The organism is Mesorhizobium carmichaelinearum (genome assembly GCF_900199455.1).
In the GTDB taxonomy this organism is placed as follows: domain Bacteria; phylum Pseudomonadota; class Alphaproteobacteria; order Rhizobiales; family Rhizobiaceae; genus Mesorhizobium; species Mesorhizobium carmichaelinearum.
In genome coordinates this window covers 128,156-144,838 of record NZ_FZQR01000005.1, presented here as the reverse complement: position 1 = coordinate 144,838, position 16,683 = coordinate 128,156, and the positions used below count along the sequence as shown (strand labels likewise).

10 protein-coding genes are annotated in these 16,683 nt (G+C 61.4%); 5 read left to right on the top strand and 5 right to left on the bottom strand.

The window, feature by feature from the left end:
- The first annotated feature begins 128 nt into the window (after window positions 1–128).
- Window positions 129–2,810, top strand: coding sequence for a glycosyltransferase (locus tag CKW40_RS13645; protein ID WP_179297955.1), 2,682 nt, complete (start codon window positions 129–131; stop codon window positions 2,808–2,810).
- A gap of 34 nt (window positions 2,811–2,844) precedes the next feature.
- Here the strand turns inward: CKW40_RS13645 and CKW40_RS13640 are convergent, their stop codons facing one another.
- The 3 genes from CKW40_RS13640 to CKW40_RS13630 are packed head-to-tail and all read right to left on the bottom strand — an operon-like array spanning window position 2,845 to window position 7,323.
- Window positions 2,845–3,615, bottom strand: a complete 771-nt coding sequence (locus tag CKW40_RS13640) for a glycosyltransferase family 2 protein (protein WP_095200430.1) — start codon at window positions 3,613–3,615, stop codon at window positions 2,845–2,847.
- Between the two features lie 39 nt (window positions 3,616–3,654).
- Window positions 3,655–4,569: a UbiA family prenyltransferase gene (locus CKW40_RS13635; RefSeq protein WP_095200429.1), complete on the bottom strand. Its 915-nt coding sequence runs from the start codon at window positions 4,567–4,569 to the stop codon at window positions 3,655–3,657.
- A gap of 3 nt (window positions 4,570–4,572) precedes the next feature.
- Window positions 4,573–7,323 carry a DUF2339 domain-containing protein gene (locus CKW40_RS13630; RefSeq protein WP_095200428.1) on the bottom strand — a complete coding sequence of 917 codons (2,751 nt, stop codon included), beginning with the start codon at window positions 7,321–7,323 and terminating at the stop codon, window positions 4,573–4,575.
- Between the two features lie 138 nt (window positions 7,324–7,461).
- Here CKW40_RS13630 and CKW40_RS13625 point away from each other — a divergent pair, with 138 nt between their 5' ends.
- The 3 genes from CKW40_RS13625 (at window position 7,462) to CKW40_RS13615 (ending at window position 11,591) form a co-directional block, all read left to right on the top strand.
- Entirely contained in the window at window positions 7,462–8,253 is a 792-nt protein-coding gene (locus CKW40_RS13625) for a sulfotransferase family protein (RefSeq protein ID WP_143748285.1), read from the top strand.
- A gap of 422 nt (window positions 8,254–8,675) precedes the next feature.
- Window positions 8,676–11,099, top strand: coding sequence for a glycosyltransferase family 4 protein (locus CKW40_RS13620; protein ID WP_179297954.1), 2,424 nt, complete (start codon window positions 8,676–8,678; stop codon window positions 11,097–11,099).
- A 78-nt stretch (window positions 11,100–11,177) separates the two neighbouring features.
- Complete coding sequence (locus CKW40_RS13615; protein ID WP_095200425.1) at window positions 11,178–11,591, top strand: hypothetical protein; 414 nt, start codon at window positions 11,178–11,180, stop codon at window positions 11,589–11,591.
- Window positions 11,592–11,783: 192 nt separating this feature from the next.
- Here CKW40_RS13615 and CKW40_RS13610 read toward each other — a convergent pair whose 3' ends face one another.
- Both CKW40_RS13610 and CKW40_RS13605 read right to left on the bottom strand, forming a co-directional pair.
- On the bottom strand, window positions 11,784–14,894 hold the full coding sequence (locus tag CKW40_RS13610; RefSeq protein WP_095200424.1) for an efflux RND transporter permease subunit: 3,111 nt from the start codon (window positions 14,892–14,894) through the stop codon (window positions 11,784–11,786).
- Window positions 14,894–15,958 (bottom strand): efflux RND transporter periplasmic adaptor subunit, encoded by a 1,065-nt coding sequence (locus CKW40_RS13605; protein ID WP_095200692.1) that lies wholly within the window; start codon window positions 15,956–15,958, stop codon window positions 14,894–14,896. Before CKW40_RS13605 ends, CKW40_RS13610 begins: the two co-directional genes overlap by 1 nt.
- Before the next feature lie 130 nt (window positions 15,959–16,088).
- Here CKW40_RS13605 and CKW40_RS13600 point away from each other — a divergent pair, with 130 nt between their 5' ends.
- On the top strand, window positions 16,089–16,667 hold the full coding sequence (locus tag CKW40_RS13600; RefSeq protein ID WP_095200691.1) for a TetR/AcrR family transcriptional regulator: 579 nt from the start codon (window positions 16,089–16,091) through the stop codon (window positions 16,665–16,667).
- Window positions 16,668–16,683 lie beyond the last annotated feature (16 nt).

Genomic DNA, 16,683 nt, shown 5'->3' with positions numbered 1-16,683 from the left:
AGATGAACGTTTGATCCAAGGGTGCCATTTCGGTCAGGACACTGCCAGGCGACTATGCATGTGCATCCTGCCGTTGCCAAAAGACCAGCCCAATTCGCGCTTAGGAAGCATGTATCGGTGGAAATATCGTGACCAGCAGAACCGCCATAGTCGTCGTTGGAATGCATCGCAGCGGCACGTCCGCCTTGACGCGAATGCTCAGCCTTCTGGGCGCGTCCTTGCCGCGCAACCTCTACGTCGAGGAATTGGGCAACGAGACCGGCCATTGGGAGCCCGAAGCCGCAATTCGTCTCAACGACCAGATCCTGGACCTGGCTGGATCGCCGGTGAACGATGTCCACGGGCCGTCTCCCGCCTGGCTCGAAACGCCTGCCGCAACGGCATTCGTTGATACGCTGAAAGACATGATCGCCGCCGAATACGCAGACGCTCCGCTCTTGGTGTTGAAAGATCCACGCATCGCACTGCTGTTCCCGCTATGGCAGGCCGCGTTGGCCAAGTTGAATATACGCTGCGTCGCCGCAATCATTTCGCGCAATCCGGCGGAAGTCGCACTTTCGCTGGCCAAGCGGCAGGGCCTGGCGGGAGACAGGCAGTCCTGGTCCTTGGAGCGCGGCGGTCTGGTGTGGTTGCGCTACAATCTGGCGGCGGAGGAGCATACGCGGACGATCGACAGGGCGTTCTGCGATTATGCGCAGCTGCTTGACGACTGGAGATCCGTCGCGGCCCGCCTGAGTGAAGACCTCGATATCCCGTGGCCAATCTCCGCCGCTGACGCTGCCTCCGAAATCGACAACTTTCTTTCGCAGGAGCTCCGACACCATCGCGAACCCGATGACCTTGGCTCGCGTCCAGGCATCTGGTCGGCATGGATCGCGCCTATCTTCGCCGAACTGCGCGGCGCCGGTCGAGGCCACCAGCCCGATCCTGCCATTTTCAGCGCGGTAAGGCAGTCGTTTGATGAGGTCTATGACGGCATCTGGCATCCAACCTCGCAACGATCCATAGTAGCTGGCAGCCAGCGTTGCATAAGGGTCATGCGCCGTGGGCAGGGTCGACGAAGATTATGTCTTGTCGGCGACCTGTTTTGGAAACCTGCCCCCGGCGCCAAGGATGAGAGAGCCGCGATCGACGCTGCCATTGCCAGCGATATCGATATCTCCATTGTCGAAATCGGCACGTTCCAGCCGGCGGATGTGGACGCCTTTGCCGCGTTCGCCGCAAGCCGCGGCTTCGACGTTGAATATCTCGGTATCGATGCCCCTCCGATCCAGCCCTCGTTCCTGGCATCGACAATCCAATTGCTCAGATACGCCCGCGGCCAGGCATTCGATGCAATTCTTTTTCAGGATCGGGATGGCCTGGGCTACGCCAGCACCGTCGCCAAGCAGACGGATATGGCCTTTGGCGGAGTGCCGCTCGCCGTAGTGGCCATGGGAAGCTCCGGTTTCACCCGGCAGCAACGCGGCGAGTTTCCGTCGAACCTGATGACGATCGGCATCGAGTATCTGGAGAAAATGGCGGTCGAGTTTGCCGATTTCGTCATCCTGCCGCGCCCCGAGATCACCCAATGGATGACCGAGCAAGGATGGCGGACGACCTCGACGCTCGCAATCGGCGATGTGGCGTCCGAAGACGATTGGCGGCGGGCTTTTCAGCGGATCCTGCCGGAGAAAACCGGAACGTCGGTCAAGCAAACGCCGCGCAGGGATGCAGCCGACACCACGATCTTGATCATATCGTACGAGCAGCCGCGCCTTTTGGAGCAGAATCTGCAGGGCTTGATGCGGCAGACGGAAAGGGGCTTTTCCGTTGTCGTGGTCGATGATGGAAGCAAAGGCGTGGAGGCCCGGCAATATCTGGAGACGGTCGAGGATCGGTACCGCTCGCTGAAGCTGAAATTGATAAGGCAGGAGAACAAATATCTCGGTGCCGCGCGCAATACCGGCATAAGGGCGGCGGCGACCGAGTTCGTCATCCTGCTTGACGACGACAATGTGGCGTTTCCGGACATGGTCCGGACCCTTTGCAACGCCGCCCGAACGTCCAGGGCCGATGTGGTGACCTGTGGGATCAAACATTTCCATGATGAAACCCAGCCACCAGACGCCGCGACGCACGGGAACGGAACGGAGCATTACTTTTCGGCGGGCCCAATTCTGCTCGGCTCCATCCATAACTGCTTCGGCGACTGCACTGGCATTTATCGAACCGGCATATTTGGCCAGGTCGGCGGCTTCCACGAAATTCACGGCGTCACTTACGAAGACTGGCAGATGCATCTGCGAATTGCCGTCGCGGGATTTCGTATCCTGAGCCTGCCGGAGCCTCTGCTTTGGTACCGGATACGTAAGGGCAGCATGCTGCGCTCGACGCGGCCCTACACAAATGCGCGCGTCATAGCGTCGGTGATCGACTCGCTGCCCTCTTCAGCTCTGGCCCCCCTCTCCGACTACCTTATCGGCACGGAGTTGGAGCAAAGCAGGCTCAACCGGGATTTGGAGCGGCTTGGCGTTCGGGCAATGCTCGAGCGACAGACCGCTCAAGCGATCATAGCCACCGGCTTGACGGGCGAGGTTGGCCAATATGTGCGCAGCTTGCAGGCTGCCTTGGAAGAGCGATCGAAAAGTGCTTCGGAAGCCGCGCGCTACGCGAACTCCCTGGAAAGCACGTTGGCCCAGGTGCGGGCAGCGAATGAAACCGCGACCGAATACGCCAAGGGCCTCGAAAAGTCGCGGGCCGAGATGGAAACCTACGCCAAGGCGCTCGAGGCCGAACTGAAGAAAATCAACTCGGTCGGCAGGAAATGACAGCCGGTCGTCCCCGGAGCAGTCCGGTGGTAGCTCAGGAAAAGAACCGGAAGCGGACAAGATACCAGATCGCCTTGACGCCATCGCGCCAGCCGATCTTTTTGCCCTCCTCGTAGGTGCGGCCGAAATAGCTGATGCCGACCTCATAGATACGCCAGCGGTTGGCCAAGGCGATCTGGGCGCTGAGCTGGATCTCGCAGCCAAAATCGTTGCAGCTCAGGCGAAGGTGTCTCATGACCTCCCGCGTGAGCATCTTGTAGCAGCATTCGATGTCGGTGAGCGTCTGGTTGTAGAGAAGATTGAACACCAGCGAGATGAAGCGATTTGCGACATAGTGGTGGAAATAGAGCGAGCGATGAGGTCGGCCGTAAAACCGGGAGCCGTAGACGACGTCCGCCACCTTGCGCCGGTTGATGAGGTCATACATGACGACCCAATCGGCAGGATCGTATTCCAGATCCGCGTCCTGAACCACGATGACATCGCCATTGGCTGACGCCAGCCCGGTCTGCAGGCAAGCGCCCTTCCCGCTGTTCCTCTCGTGATAGAGCGGCATCATGGTGACGCGGGCAGACGCTGGTTCATCGGTGACGACGAGGTCTCCGTCGACCCCGACGGTTATACAGGTGCCATTGCGGGCGCCGGTTGGAAAATTGGCCCGCAGCCACTCCCGCGTACCATCGCGGGATCCGTCGTCGACGATGATGATCTCTTTCTCCACCGTGGGGAGTGCCGCGCTTGCCATCGCCAGCACGAGTGGCAACGTCGCGACTTCGTCGTAGACCGGTATGATTACAGAAAGCATGAGACCTCGGGCCTATGATGTCGGAGCCGACAATGCCTGTCAGGACAGGACGACCGCCACGATCATGACTATACCGACAGTGGCGAAAAGCACGCGGTAGCATCGTTGCAGCCGGCGAAGACTTTGAGGCGTCAGACCGGCCCGTATGGTCTGGAAGGAAGCCAACAGGTGCACCGGAATGAGCCCGGCGGCAAAGATGAGTATGGGTGGCACAAATCGCAACGCGCCCAAGGCAGCCACAAACGCATAGGCCAGGATGAACAGGACGAGGCCGGCGCCGAAGCTCCGCGCCTTGCCGAAGGCCACGGCGTTCGTCCTGATCCCGTTGAGGCGATCGACCTCATGATCACTTGCCTCATGCGTGAAATGGCCGGCGGTGAACACAAGCCCGAAGAAACAACTCACGGCAAGCGCCCGCGCATCGATGGCGCCGAAAGCCGAATAGCCCAGCAGGAAATGGACGGACCCGCCGACAAAATGGAGGACCGAGTTGAGGAGTGGAGACCCTTTCCAATGCAACGCGGGAGCGGAGTACAGGGCGCTCAGTGCGGCAATCACCACGGCGAACAGGACGACTCTCGCGTTCAACAGCCCGAACAGGACAAGGCTGATCGCGAGCAGCAAGCCTGCAAGATAGCCGACTTCCGCTCGCGTCAGACCTTTTGCGGCAAATGTTCTGTCGGCTCGGTCCGGGTCCTTGAGATCGCCGTCGATTCCCGACCAGTCGTTGAGGACAAAGACATGCGCAACCAGGCAGACATTTGCAGCCATCATGACGGCCAGGGCCACGACATGGGTCGCTGAGAAGGACCCAATTGCAAAAACCGCACCGATCAGCGGTGTCGCCTGCAGCGCGGCGACTTCGTCGAACCGGATGCAGGACAGCCAGCGTGCCGCAAGCCGGTACGCTGCGGGGCGACTTTGAATGGCTGTGTCCGCCGTGATCTTCGTCAATTGTCACCCGCACTTCTGCTCTGGGCCGCCGGAGGCACAGGGAAGCTTCGCCCGCATGATCTCATTCTCGAAATAAAGCCGCAACCAGAGCGCATATCCGAAATCCTGTGACCAATAGAAGCGTTTTACCGTTGCGGTAAGATCATTGTGATAGAGCAGCGGCGGCGCCTGGCTGAGCAGGGCGAAGTCATCCGCGGCAATCGCACGCAGCAAGTCGCTGGTTTGCTGATAGAGCTGATACGAGCCACCATTGGTCTCCATCCGCCGCAGCTGGTCCGCGGCCTGAACCCAGATTTCTTGGCCGGGCGTTTCAGTCTGCAGTCGCGCCTGCGGAAATTGCGGCACGCACCCTGCGTTTTCGAGGTCCGCCAACCGCAGCGTGATCATCAGCGGCGCGTCGGCATAGTAGACCCAGATATCGTCGTCGGAGGCCTTTCGCGAGAGCGCCTCGCAGAGCGCGAGCGCGGCTGGCTTGTCCACCTGTTCGAGAAACAGCAAGATATGCATCTGGATCCCGACATCGGCCGGATTGGGGTCATGTCCAGGATCGAGGCATTGGTATTTGTCGCGCGGCGCGAGCCAGGTCCGATAGAGCCCGTCCGCCCGCTTGAATTGTGTCATCGTGGCAAGCGCGGATTGCCGCAATTCCGTCCTGTCGCCGGGCGCGACACGCCAGGTGAGAGCGGTATCGTCCGAATCCGGCGTGATGGCGCAGCCAAGAGTTCCAATCGTCGGCGCATCCGGTCGTCCGTGATAGCGGACAAGTCCGCCTTGCTCGATCTGGGCGGTCAGGAACTGGCGCACCCTTGCCAGCATGTCGCTTGCGCCCGCCGCCTCAGCCACCGGGTTCAGCACATCGAGGATGACGGCATTGAGATAGGTGTTCATCTCCTGGCGCGGCTGCCCGTATCGCGTCGCGTCCGAATAGTCCGTCAACCAGTAGCCGCTGGCTTGCTGGCGGCTGGCAAGCATCTGCCGGGCGCGCCGTGCCGCGCTCGGCAGGTCCGTGACATGCTCGAAAGCCTCGTTGCCCTGCGTGATCAACAGCGAAGTCTGCTTTAGCAGGCGTGGTTCGCCGCCTTCGGTGGCGCGCACCAATACCGCCAAAAGATGCTCCCCCGGAGCCAGCTGATCGATCGGCACGGTCACGCGCCATCCGGCCGGGCTCGATTGCCCAAGCGTCTTTTCGACATCGGCCCGCGCGAAGAAGTCCCTGGTGCCAGCACCAATCCGGCCGTCGATCAACACCGTAACGTCGCTTGGCGAATGGTTGTTGGTGAGTGCCCATCCCAGGACCTCGACCTGCCGGCGTGCTTGCCCGCCAGTAATTGCGTCGCCCGGCAGGATATTCACGGCATCGATATTGCCGCGCAGATCAACGATCAGGTCGGGTTGGACATGCGGATGTCTGAGTTCCGCGATGAAGGCGGCATTGCGAATGTCCCATGCCGGCCGCATCCGGTCTGGTCCCTGGGTGGAGACGACGGCCATATCGGCAACGCCCGTGTACCAGAACGCGCCAACCGTCTGGATCGAGATCGCGACGAGCGATGCCAGTGCGAATGCCAGGCGCCCGCTCCGGGAAAGCGCCTGCACCACCGGCGGAAGCATCCAGATGAGCATGGGCAGCATGTCCGTCAGCCACCGCGGGCCCCAGGACAGGCCCTGCCGCCAATCGATCATGGCGTAGAGCAGCAGCTGGACCACCATGGCGCAGCCAACAGCCGCGGTGAGACCCCGCCCTTGGCGCTCGCCTGCTATGCGTCGGCAAAAGATCAGGACGAACAGGAGGAAGGGCGAAAATACGAACAGCCCCCGGGTCGGGCTGAAAAGAAGGCCTGCAATACCCCCCAGCATGCTGTCGTTGAAATTGTCGGGTCGGACATGGACCGCGTAGGCCCCGGCGACATTGCCGACGAGCATGATGTTGTAGGCCAGGACCAGAACGACGGGGATCAGGCCCGACAGGACGAGCAAGGGTCGCATGCGGCCGGCCCACCATAGGCCGTAGAGACCGAGCCCGGCCGCCAGTATGGCATCGGGCTGGCGGTTCGCCGCGATAAGTCCACAAAGCAGGCCTGCCAGGAAAATCCGCCACGCCGTGGCAGGTCCCGTGAGCAAGAGCATCGTGGCCACGATCAGCACCTGGGCGAGCCCGTGCATCCACAGAGCCTGACTGCTGATGACCCACGTCGTCGTACCGAATGCATAAAGCAGCGTCAGAATGGCGGCCATGCCTTCATCGCTGCGCCGCCGCAAAAGCAGATAGATCAGAGCGACCGACAGCGCCGCCAGCGAAGAAGCACAGAGCTTCTCCATGATGCGCGCGACCTTGTCGAAGACCTGTGGGTCGGAACCATGATGGTTCAGGTAAATGACGGCCGGCAGGTAAAACGGCGAGAGGATGACGGGAACGACGATGGGAAACTTCGAGACATAAACGTCTCCGCGCACCTTCAGGATCCAGTGAGCAGTATCGCCTTTCTCCAGCGTTGCCGGGGGCTTTCGCCCCTGAGCCACGATGGTCAGGATCGGGTTCAGGGTCAGGCTGTGGTTCTGCCAGATTGAAAAAGGCAAATAGCGCGCCGCATAGCTGTCGGCCGCCGTTATCGAGCGCAGGTTTGCATTGTAGACAAGAAGGCAAAGCAGCCCGAGCAGCAGCGCCACGGCGACATCGCGGGCGCGGCTGCGCCGAAACGCCGGCTTCGATACCGCCTGGTCCGGGACACGGGTCGTGATCGTCCCAGTCGCCACAATCTTCCCCGTTGTGATTTTCCGCCAAAGGTCATAGGGGCACGGGCAGTGTTCGACAACGATCGTCTTGGCGCTTCAACAGGATCGTCTAAGATGCCGCAGTCGCGCCTGGGTTACCGGCCTTCCGGGGGGATATAATTGCTGGCATTGAACGAGCAGCGCCCAAGGCGGGCAAATCTCATCGGTATCGGCGCGCCGCGAACAGCCACCAGCAGCCTGGCTAGAATGCTTGGCGCCACGCGCAAGGTTTTCATACCCGCGGAAAAAGAAGTGAACGGCTTCGGCATCGATCCCGATATGACCGAAGCCCGCTACGGAACGCGCTTCGCCGACGCACGCAGGGACTGCCGCTATCTGGCGGACATCTCTCCGGTTTACCTTTCGAGCCAGCAGGCGGCTGAACGGATACGATCCTACAATCCCGAGGCGAAAATCATAGCCACGCTGCGAGAACCCGTCAGCCGTGTGATCTCACAATACAGGCACATGAAGGCAAAAATAGACGCCTCCCTCGGCCCGGAACTCGCGCTTGATATCGATGCGTATCTGAGAGCCGGGCTCGCCGAGATAAAAACGGCGCAACATCAGGAAAACTCCTGGTATTCGGCATCGCTGAATATCGCCCACTCGTTCTATGGAAAGAACCTGCGCCGCTACTACGATCTCTTCCCCAGGGATCAGATCATCGTCCTCATCTATGAGGATCTGATACGGCCCCGCCGCTTCTGGGAGAAGGGGATATGGGAGCAGGACCTGCAGAAATTCCTGGGCATCAAAGTCAGCCAGAGATTTTGGGACAACCGCGCCAAGGGGTCCAAGACGGCTGTTTCGGATGAAGTCGCGGGCGAGCTGAAAGCATTGTTCGCGGCCGAGGTCACCACAACCAGTGACCTTATCGGACGCGATCTGAACCGGATGTGGGGCTATTAAAGCGCGCCGCGTCGAAGCGTTGCCAAATAGCCTCAACTTGCACCCTACCCTGGTCCCAGTTCGGATTTTGCATCGCGACCGTCGATCCGCGGCGAGACTTCCCCTTTCACCGAGTACCTGGCCAGGCTTATTTGATGCGCGCCGTCCCCGGTCTTGGTGCCTGCTGTCGATGCCGGCTCATTTGCCACGCCTGTCGCCTTGCGTTTGAATTGTGGGGGTTCATCGCATGCGCTATGCGATATTTCTAATGTGCCGGCGAGGGAAGATTCGGGCCACTTATGAGGAATGCGTTTTTTACGATTTCGTCGTGGAACTACCTCCACTATTCCCGGACCGTGGCATCCTCCTTCGCCCGCCATCATCCTGACTTTTCATGCGTGATCGCGATCTGCGACACGCCTCGCGCTGACCTGGGAAAAGACATGTTTCCCGAGTTCGACGATCATGTTTTTTTCGACGATCTCGACCTTCCGGATCGCCGTGCCTTGAGCTTTCGCTACGATGTCATGGAACTGAACACGGCGATCAAGCCGACCATGTTTCGTCGACTGTTCGCCGAAGGTTTCGACCGTGTCATCTACCTCGATCCCGACATCTTCGCCTATCGCCGCTTCGACGAGCTGCTGGCGGCGTTCGACGCCAGAGCGTCCTCGATACTGACGCCGCATGCGCTCGAACCAAACCTTCATGCCGAAAGTCCCAACGACCTGACCTTCATGCGCGCCGGCGTCTACAATCTGGGATTTCTGGCCCTGGCAAAGACGAAGGAGACGCTGGCCCTGCTGGAATGGTGGGAGACACGCCTGCAAAAGGAATGTGTCTGGACCCGGATATCCGACGGGATCTTCGTCGATCAGAAATTCATGGACCTGTGGCCGGCCTATTGCCCCGGCACGCACATCCTGCGCGATCCGGCCTACAACGTGGCGTACTGGAACCTGGATTCGCGCACCATCACGAAGAAGGGCGACGACTACGACGTCAACGGTTCGCCGCTGGCGTTCTTTCACTTCAGCGGCATCATGCCCAGCGATCGAAATGTCCTCTCCAAACATCAGCAGCGCTGGAAGCCGAATTCCACCAGGGAATTGGCGACATTGCTGGCGGACTATCACCAGCAACTGGAAGATCACGGCGCCGGCAGATTTTCTTCGATACCTTACGGCTTCGGGGCATTCGCCGACGGAACCGCAATTCCGATCTTGGCGCGCGTGCTGTTTCGCGAGAAGCTCGAGCCGATCGAAGGTGACCCCTTCGCCATCATGCCCGACTATCTCGATCGTCCGGCCGATGTCGATCCAAATCCCGGTGGCGTGGTCACGGAACTCGCGCGCACACTTTGGGCGGCGCGGCCGGATCTGCAGTTCCACTTCCCGCTCAGGGAAGTCCAGGCGCAGGTCAACTTCGCCGACTGGTATGTCACCGGCGGTGCCGCGTCGGCAGGAATTCCGGCGCGGTTCATCGACACTGTTGCCGGGAGAATTGACCGGCTCGGCGCATCCATCACCACCCCGGATGGCGCGGCCTCAGGCAAAGCGGTATGGATCACCACGCGTCGTGTCGCGCGGGGCATCTATCGCGCCCTGCTGAGGGCCGAGCCGCATATCCGGTGGCTCTACAGAAAGGTGCCGGCGGCCAGGCGCAGGCAGGTTCTCGACGCTCTGCTGCGGCGCGGCTGGCCCACCAATTTCGACGCGACGACAAAGGCCACGCTTGTGCCCGGCCTGTCCTTGATCGGTTATCCCTTTTCAGAGACCGGCGTTGGCGAAGGCATGCGCCTGTTGGCAAGCTCGATCGAAAGCGCCAGCATCGACTACGATGTCACGGACTTCAATCGGCAGGTGACCTCGTCATACAGGGATCGCACGCTGGCGCCTCGCGTCACCGGGCGGCCGTCGAAGACGGTGAACGTCTTCTGCGTCAACGCCGACATGCTGGGAACGACCATCCAGGGCATAGGCAACGACATCCTTCCCAACCGGTACAATGTCGTTCGCCCGTTCTGGGAATTGCCCAACATCAACCCGCAGTGGCTGGATGCCTTGCAGCAGGTGGACGAAATCTGGGCCCCCACCACCTTTGTCCGCGACGCGTTCGTGGCAGGGACGGATCGCCCCGTCACGCATATTCCGGTCGCCATATCCATCCCGCCCGACATCGCCCCGAACCGCGAGCGGTTTCACATTCCCGCCGCCTCGACCGCATTCCTCTTTGCGTTCGACTTTTCGTCCTACCCGGACAGGAAGAACCCGGACGCCGTGCTGCAGGCATACCTGCACGCCTTCGGGCAGGACTCCAGCCGTGAGGTATCCCTCGTCATCAAGACAATGGGAACCAGCCCGCAAAAAACGGCGATCCTGAATTCAATCCGCGGCCTGGCACGGGCGGACAGCCGGGTCATCCTGATCGACGAGGTTCTCACTCGATCCGAAACATACAGCCTGACGGCATCGTGCGATGTCTTCGTCTCGTTGCATCGCGCGGAAGGCTTCGGATTGGGCATCGCCGAGGCCATGGCCATGGGCAAGGCGGTGATCGCGACGGACTATTCGGGAAGCAAGGACTTCGTCAGCCCGCAGACGGGATTTCCGATTCCCTACCGGCTGATCGGCGTGGAACCCGAACAATATCCGTATTTCATCCCGGGCCAGAAATGGGCCGATCCCGACATCACCGAAGCCGCCCGGGTGATGACATTGCTGGCCGAGCAAAGCGACCTGATTACCGCCATCGGAGAGCGTGCCCGCTCGTATATGGCTGCAATGCACAGCCCGCAGGCCGTGGGCAAGATGATCGCAAACCGCCTTCAGGACATTCACGGGTACAGGAATCTGTTTTTGACGTAGTGGCGGCGGGAAGGCGGTGAGGTTCACCGATTTCCTTAAGGCCTACGGCATCGGCTGCGCGCCGGCGACCGGCGCCAGATGGCCTGCTCGCTGCTCGGCCGCGCCCGGGCGGGCCTCGACGACGCCGAGGCCCGCTACGGCCGCGAGAACATCCCGCCGCCGACGCGGGCCAACCCCTTCCCCGACGCGACGATCGTCGCCAACGCCCAGGCGCTCGAGCGCCTGGGCCGCGAGGTCGGCGCGCTCGAAGGCCTGATCCGCCACCAGCCAGTGCCGGAAAACGACCGCATGACCCAGCGCTACCGCCAGGAAGCCGCCACGCTTGCCGCTTTGGCGGAGAAGGATGCGGTTCTCGTCGGCCAGGCGGAGCTGCTGCGCTCGATGCTGGAAGGTGTCGCGGGGGACGCGATGTTGGCGGGCAAGCGCGAGATCGAGGTGGGGATTGCGGCGATTGCGGCGACGTTGCGGGAGAGGCAGACGTTTTTGTTGTGAAACGGTCGAGGGGCGGCCGACCTTCGCAGGCCGATCCTAAATGGCGGCCTTGCGCCTCATCTCCGGACATTAACGGCGACCGCACTGGCGGCCGCCGGTGCGCCAATTCAAGTCATTAGCGACCATCCTCCAGACCTAACATTTGGCAACCCAGCGGGTTAGGATTTGAACCGCCTCCGCCAATATCTTGGCCTACTCGGCAGCCAATGCTAGTCGCGGTTCCGGTTCCTCCGTAGCAACCTCCTGGACCTCATCCGCAGTCGGCTTGATCCGGAACCACGCAGTGTAAAGCGCGGGAAGGAAGAGCAGGATCAACACCGTGCCGGCCGCCGTGCCGCCGATCAGCGTATAGGCCATTGATCCCCAGAAGACGGAGTGCGTGAGAGGGATGAAAGCGAGCACGGCGGCAAGTGCGGTCAAAATGACGGGCCGCGTGCGTTGCACCGTCGCCTCGATGACGGCGCGATAATCGTCAATGCCGGCAGCACGATTCTCCTTGATCTGTTCGGTCAAGATCAGCGTGTTGCGCATCAGGATGCCGGCCAGTCCTATCATGCCCAGAATGGCGTTGAACCCGAAGGGCTGGTGGAAGGTAAGCAGCATCGGCACGACACCGACAAGGCCAAGCGGTGCCGTCAGCATGACCATGAACATCGTTGAGAAGGATCGCACCTGCAGCATGATGACGATCAACATGGCGGCTATCATAGCCGGGAAGACCTTGCCCAGCGCGGTGTTGGCCTTTTCAGCCTCTTCGATCGATCCGCCCATTTCGATGCGATAGCCGACCGGAAGGGACGCAATCAGCGGCTGAAGGGCCTTCATGATCTGCTTGGAGACCTCCGGAGGCTGGGTCGCCTCATTGATGTCTGCGCGGATCGTGACAACGGGCGTCCGGTCGCGGCGCTTCAGGATTGGCTCTTCCTGACGGATTTCCGAATGCCCTATCTGGTCGAGCGGAATCGATCGGCCGTCTCGGCTCACGAGTGAGAAGTCCGCCAGACGCGCCGGATCCAGCCGCTCGCCACCGGCGCTGCGTGCCACGATGGGGACATTGCGGATGTCCTCGCGAACCTGCGTAACGGGGATGCCAGTGAGAAGGAATTGCAGTTGCTGTGCCACCTCCGCCGGCGAGAGGCCAATGAGGTTCAGTCTATCTTGATCCGGGACGAACCGAAGTACGGGCGTGCGATTGCCCCAGTCGCGGTTGGCCTGCCGCACGTCCGCGACGCCCCGCATGATGTCGAGGGCCTTTTCGGAAATGCTGTAGAGTTGAGTGGAATCGGGTCCCATGACCCGGAACTCGACCGGGAACGGCGTGTAGGGGCCGAACACAAGCTGCGTAACGCGGACATACGCCTCGGGTGCAAGCCCCTGCGCCACCGCCTCCCGGAGCCGGTTCTTCAACGCCTCACGCGCCTCGGCGTCCGGGGTCAGCACGACGATCTTGGCGAAAGCGGGATCGGGCAGTTCCGGGGCCATCGCGAAGAAGAAGCGCGGAGCGCCCTGACCGACATAGCTCGTGACGATCTTGGCCTCGGGCTGTCTGTCCAGCCAATTTTCGAGCTTCTCGACCGCTGCGGTCGTTGTCTCGATGCTACCACCTTCCGGCAGGCGAACCTCCACCAACACTTCGGGACGGTCGGATGTCGGGAAGAACTGCTGTTTGACGCCGGCCATACCGACGACGGAAAGCGCGAAGGCGATGCCAACGATACCGCAGGTCACGAACTTATGGCGCACGGCAAACGTGATGGCCCGCCGCAAACGTCGATAGTTACGCGTGTCGTAAATAGCGTGGTGACCGCCTTCGACCGGTTTGATCGCGGGCAGCATCTTGACGCCGAGATAGGGCGTAAAGACCACCGCTACGATCCATGAGACGATGAGGGCGAACCCCACGACCCAGAAGATGTTGCCGGCGTATTCGCCGGCCGTCGAGCGCGCAAAACCCACCGGCACGAATCCGGCAATCGTCACCAGGGTTCCCGATAGCATCGGCGCCGCAGTGTGGCTCCATGCATAGGCCGCCGCCTTGATGCGGTCCATGCCCTCTTCCATCTTCACCACCATCACCTCGATGGCGATGATGGCGTCGTCCACGAGAAGACCAAGCGCCAGGATGAGGGCGCCGAGCGTGATGCGATCGAAGAACCGGCCTGTTTCCAGCATGATGAGGAACACGACGGCGAGCGTCAGAGGGACGGCAGCCGCTACGACGATGCCGACGCGCCAGCCCATGCTGAGCAGGCTGATCAGCAGCACGACGCCGAGCGCCATTGCGAACTTCAACATGAATTCGTCGACCGCCGAGGTGATGTTCACGGCCTGGTCGGACACCTTGTCCAACGTCATGCCAAGCGGCAGGGTCTGTGCGATCGTGGCAGTCTTGTCCTCCAGGGCCTTGCCGAGCGCGCGACCATCCCAGCCCTCCTGCATAACCGCCGCAAGCATGATGGTGGGCTCGCCCTGGCGCCGGATGAGGTATGTGGGAGGGTCCTCATAGCCGCGGCTGACCTCTGCGATGTCGGAGAGCTTCAGCGTCCGCCCCCCAGCGACAATCGGCGTGTCGGCGATCGCCTGAACGCTATCATAGGCGCCGTCGACCCGAATGAAGAGGCGCGGCCCCAGGGTGTCGATCGAGCCTGCGGGCGTGACGGTGTTCTGCCGCTGCAAGGCAGCGACGATGTCCTGTGCCGACACGCCGAGGGTTGCCAGCTTGGCGTAGGAAAACTCGACAAATATCTGTTCGGGACGTTCACCAAGGATGTTGATCTTCTTGACGCCGGGCACGTGCAAGAGGTCCTGGCGGATCACCTCCGCCTGCCTCGCCAGTTCCCGCATCGGCATGCCTTTGGCCTTCAGCGCATAAAGGGCGAAGCTCACATCCGAATATTCATCGTTCACGAAGGGGCCGAAGACGCCGGGCGGCAGGTTGCGGGCTTCATCCCCGAGCTTCTTGCGAGCCTGGTAGAACTCCTCCTGCACGGCTGATGACGGTGTGCTGTCCTTGAGCGTGATCGTCATATACGCATAACCTGGCCGTGTGGTCGTCTCCACCCGGTCGTACCAAGTCAGCTCCTGAAGGCGCTTCTCCAACGGTTCGGCGACCAGGTCCTGCATCTCGCGCGCCGTCGCGCCCGGCCACGCCGTCGTGACCGTCATGGTCTTGATGGTGAAGCTAGGGTCCTCCGCCCGGCCGAGCATCAGGAAGGCGTAGGCGCCGGCAGCCACCAGCAGAAGGATGAAGAACAGGGTGACGGCGCGTTCGCGAACAGCGATCGCGGAAAGATTGAAGCTCATCAGTTGCTCCCACTTTCGGACTCAGTCCGGACGCGAGCGCCTTCCTGCAGGAGGTGGGCACCGAGCGACACGATAGGAACGTTGGAGTTCAATCCGGAGATCACGGCGGTTTCGCTGGTAACACGAACAAGCTGGACGGGCTGAAAGTGTACGGTTGAGGTAGCGCTGTCCAACACCCAAACGCCGGTCTTCCGGCCGTCATCAAGCACGGCTCCCAGTGGCACCTGAACCTCTAGCTGTTTCACCTGGCTTGCGAGCCGAATGGTTACCGTCGCGCCAAGCGGTGCCGCGGCAGCCTCGCCGTCGAGCACATAGCGCGCCTCATACGTGCGGGTCTGGGCATCGGCGGAGTCCGACAGCTGCCGTAGATGCGCCGAATAACGACGCTCATCGCCACCATACACGCTGGCCTCGGCTACCGAGCCTATCGCCGGCCGGATCGTTTCGGGAAGCGCGACAACCGCTTCGCGCGGGCCGGCCTTGGCGGTCCGGATCACGGGCTGGCCGGCAGCGACAACCTGCCCCGGCTCGCCAAGCGTTTCAACCACTGTTCCATCCGCGTCCGCCAACAGGACTGCATAGGCCACCTCGTTCTCGGCGACCCGTGCGTCGGCTTCGGCGGCGGCAAGTTGCGCTTGGGCGGTATCCATCGCAGCCTTCGCCTGCTCGTAGCGCTGCCTTGGAACCCACCCACTGGCGAGCAAACTGGCGTACCGCCGTTCATCCGGCTGTGTCTGAACGACTGTTGCACGCGCAGCAGCAACGGCATTGCGTTTCGCCGAAAGCGCGAGGCGCAGATCGGTATCGTCAATTCGCATCAGCGGCTGACCGGCTTTGACCTCCTGACCGACGTCTACCAACCGTTCCACGATCTTGCCGGGAACCCGAAAGCCGAGATTGCTCTGCACCCTCGCCGCGATGACGCCGGTGAAGCCGCGATCTGATCCGGTCACTGGCGCTGCTGACACAAGTCTGACGAAAGGCGCTTCCTGCCTTGGGTCGGTCACCAAGGGGGCTTCCTGCGCGGGAGTGGCAAACGTGGCGAATGCCGCCGCCCATGACATCGCCGTCAGGGTCGATCCCAATACGATAACGGTTCTCTTTTTCACGCTCGTCGCCTCATCTCAAATTAGATTGCGTTCGACTTCTATATCGATTATAGATTACGAACGCAATCAAAAAAGGAGACCGATGATGCGCGTGAGCCGAATTCAAGCCGCGGAAAACCGCGAGACCGTCATCAATGTGGCAAGCCGCCTTTTTCGCGAGCGCGGCTTTGACGGCATCGGCCTCAAGGATCTGATGAAGGGTGCAGGACTGACCCAGGGCGCCTTTTACAAGCAATTCGCGTCAAAGGAGGACTTGGCAGCACAGGCGTCCAGGCGGGCGATGGAGAGCGCCACCCAGCGATGGTCGGCCGCAACAGCGGCAAACCCTGAGAATCCGGTCGACGCAGTGACCTCATTCTATCTCAGCATGGGCCATCGCGGAGAAAGGATGGACGGCTGCCCGGTCGTTGCGCTCGGCTCGGATGCTGCCAGACAGGGCGCCGAGGTGAAGGCGTCATTCGAGGCCGGGATCAGGGAATACCTTGAAATGCTCGGCAGTTGGGTTGGCGGGGCCGACAATGATGAGGCCGGCGGCAAGGCCAAGGCCATTCTCTCGACAATGGTCGGCGCGGTCCTCCTCTCGCGCGTCGTCAACGATCCCGATCTTGCGCAGGCTTTTCTGGATGCGGCGACCGATCAGGTTCGCGCAGCAGTCGCCGCTTGAACGGCGTGGGCAGCGC

Coding starts and splice junctions, on each gene's coding strand:
- CKW40_RS13640 (WP_095200430.1), bottom strand. CDS start 3,615: ATGCTTTCTGTAATCATACCGGTCTACGACGAAGTCGCGACGTTGCCA.
- CKW40_RS13620 (WP_179297954.1), top strand. CDS start 8,676: ATGTTTCCCGAGTTCGACGATCATGTTTTTTTCGACGATCTCGACCTT.
- CKW40_RS13615 (WP_095200425.1), top strand. CDS start 11,178: ATGGCCTGCTCGCTGCTCGGCCGCGCCCGGGCGGGCCTCGACGACGCC.
- CKW40_RS13610 (WP_095200424.1), bottom strand. CDS start 14,894: ATGAGCTTCAATCTTTCCGCGATCGCTGTTCGCGAACGCGCCGTCACC.
- CKW40_RS13605 (WP_095200692.1), bottom strand. CDS start 15,958: ATGTCATGGGCGGCGGCATTCGCCACGTTTGCCACTCCCGCGCAGGAA.
- CKW40_RS13600 (WP_095200691.1), top strand. CDS start 16,089: ATGCGCGTGAGCCGAATTCAAGCCGCGGAAAACCGCGAGACCGTCATC.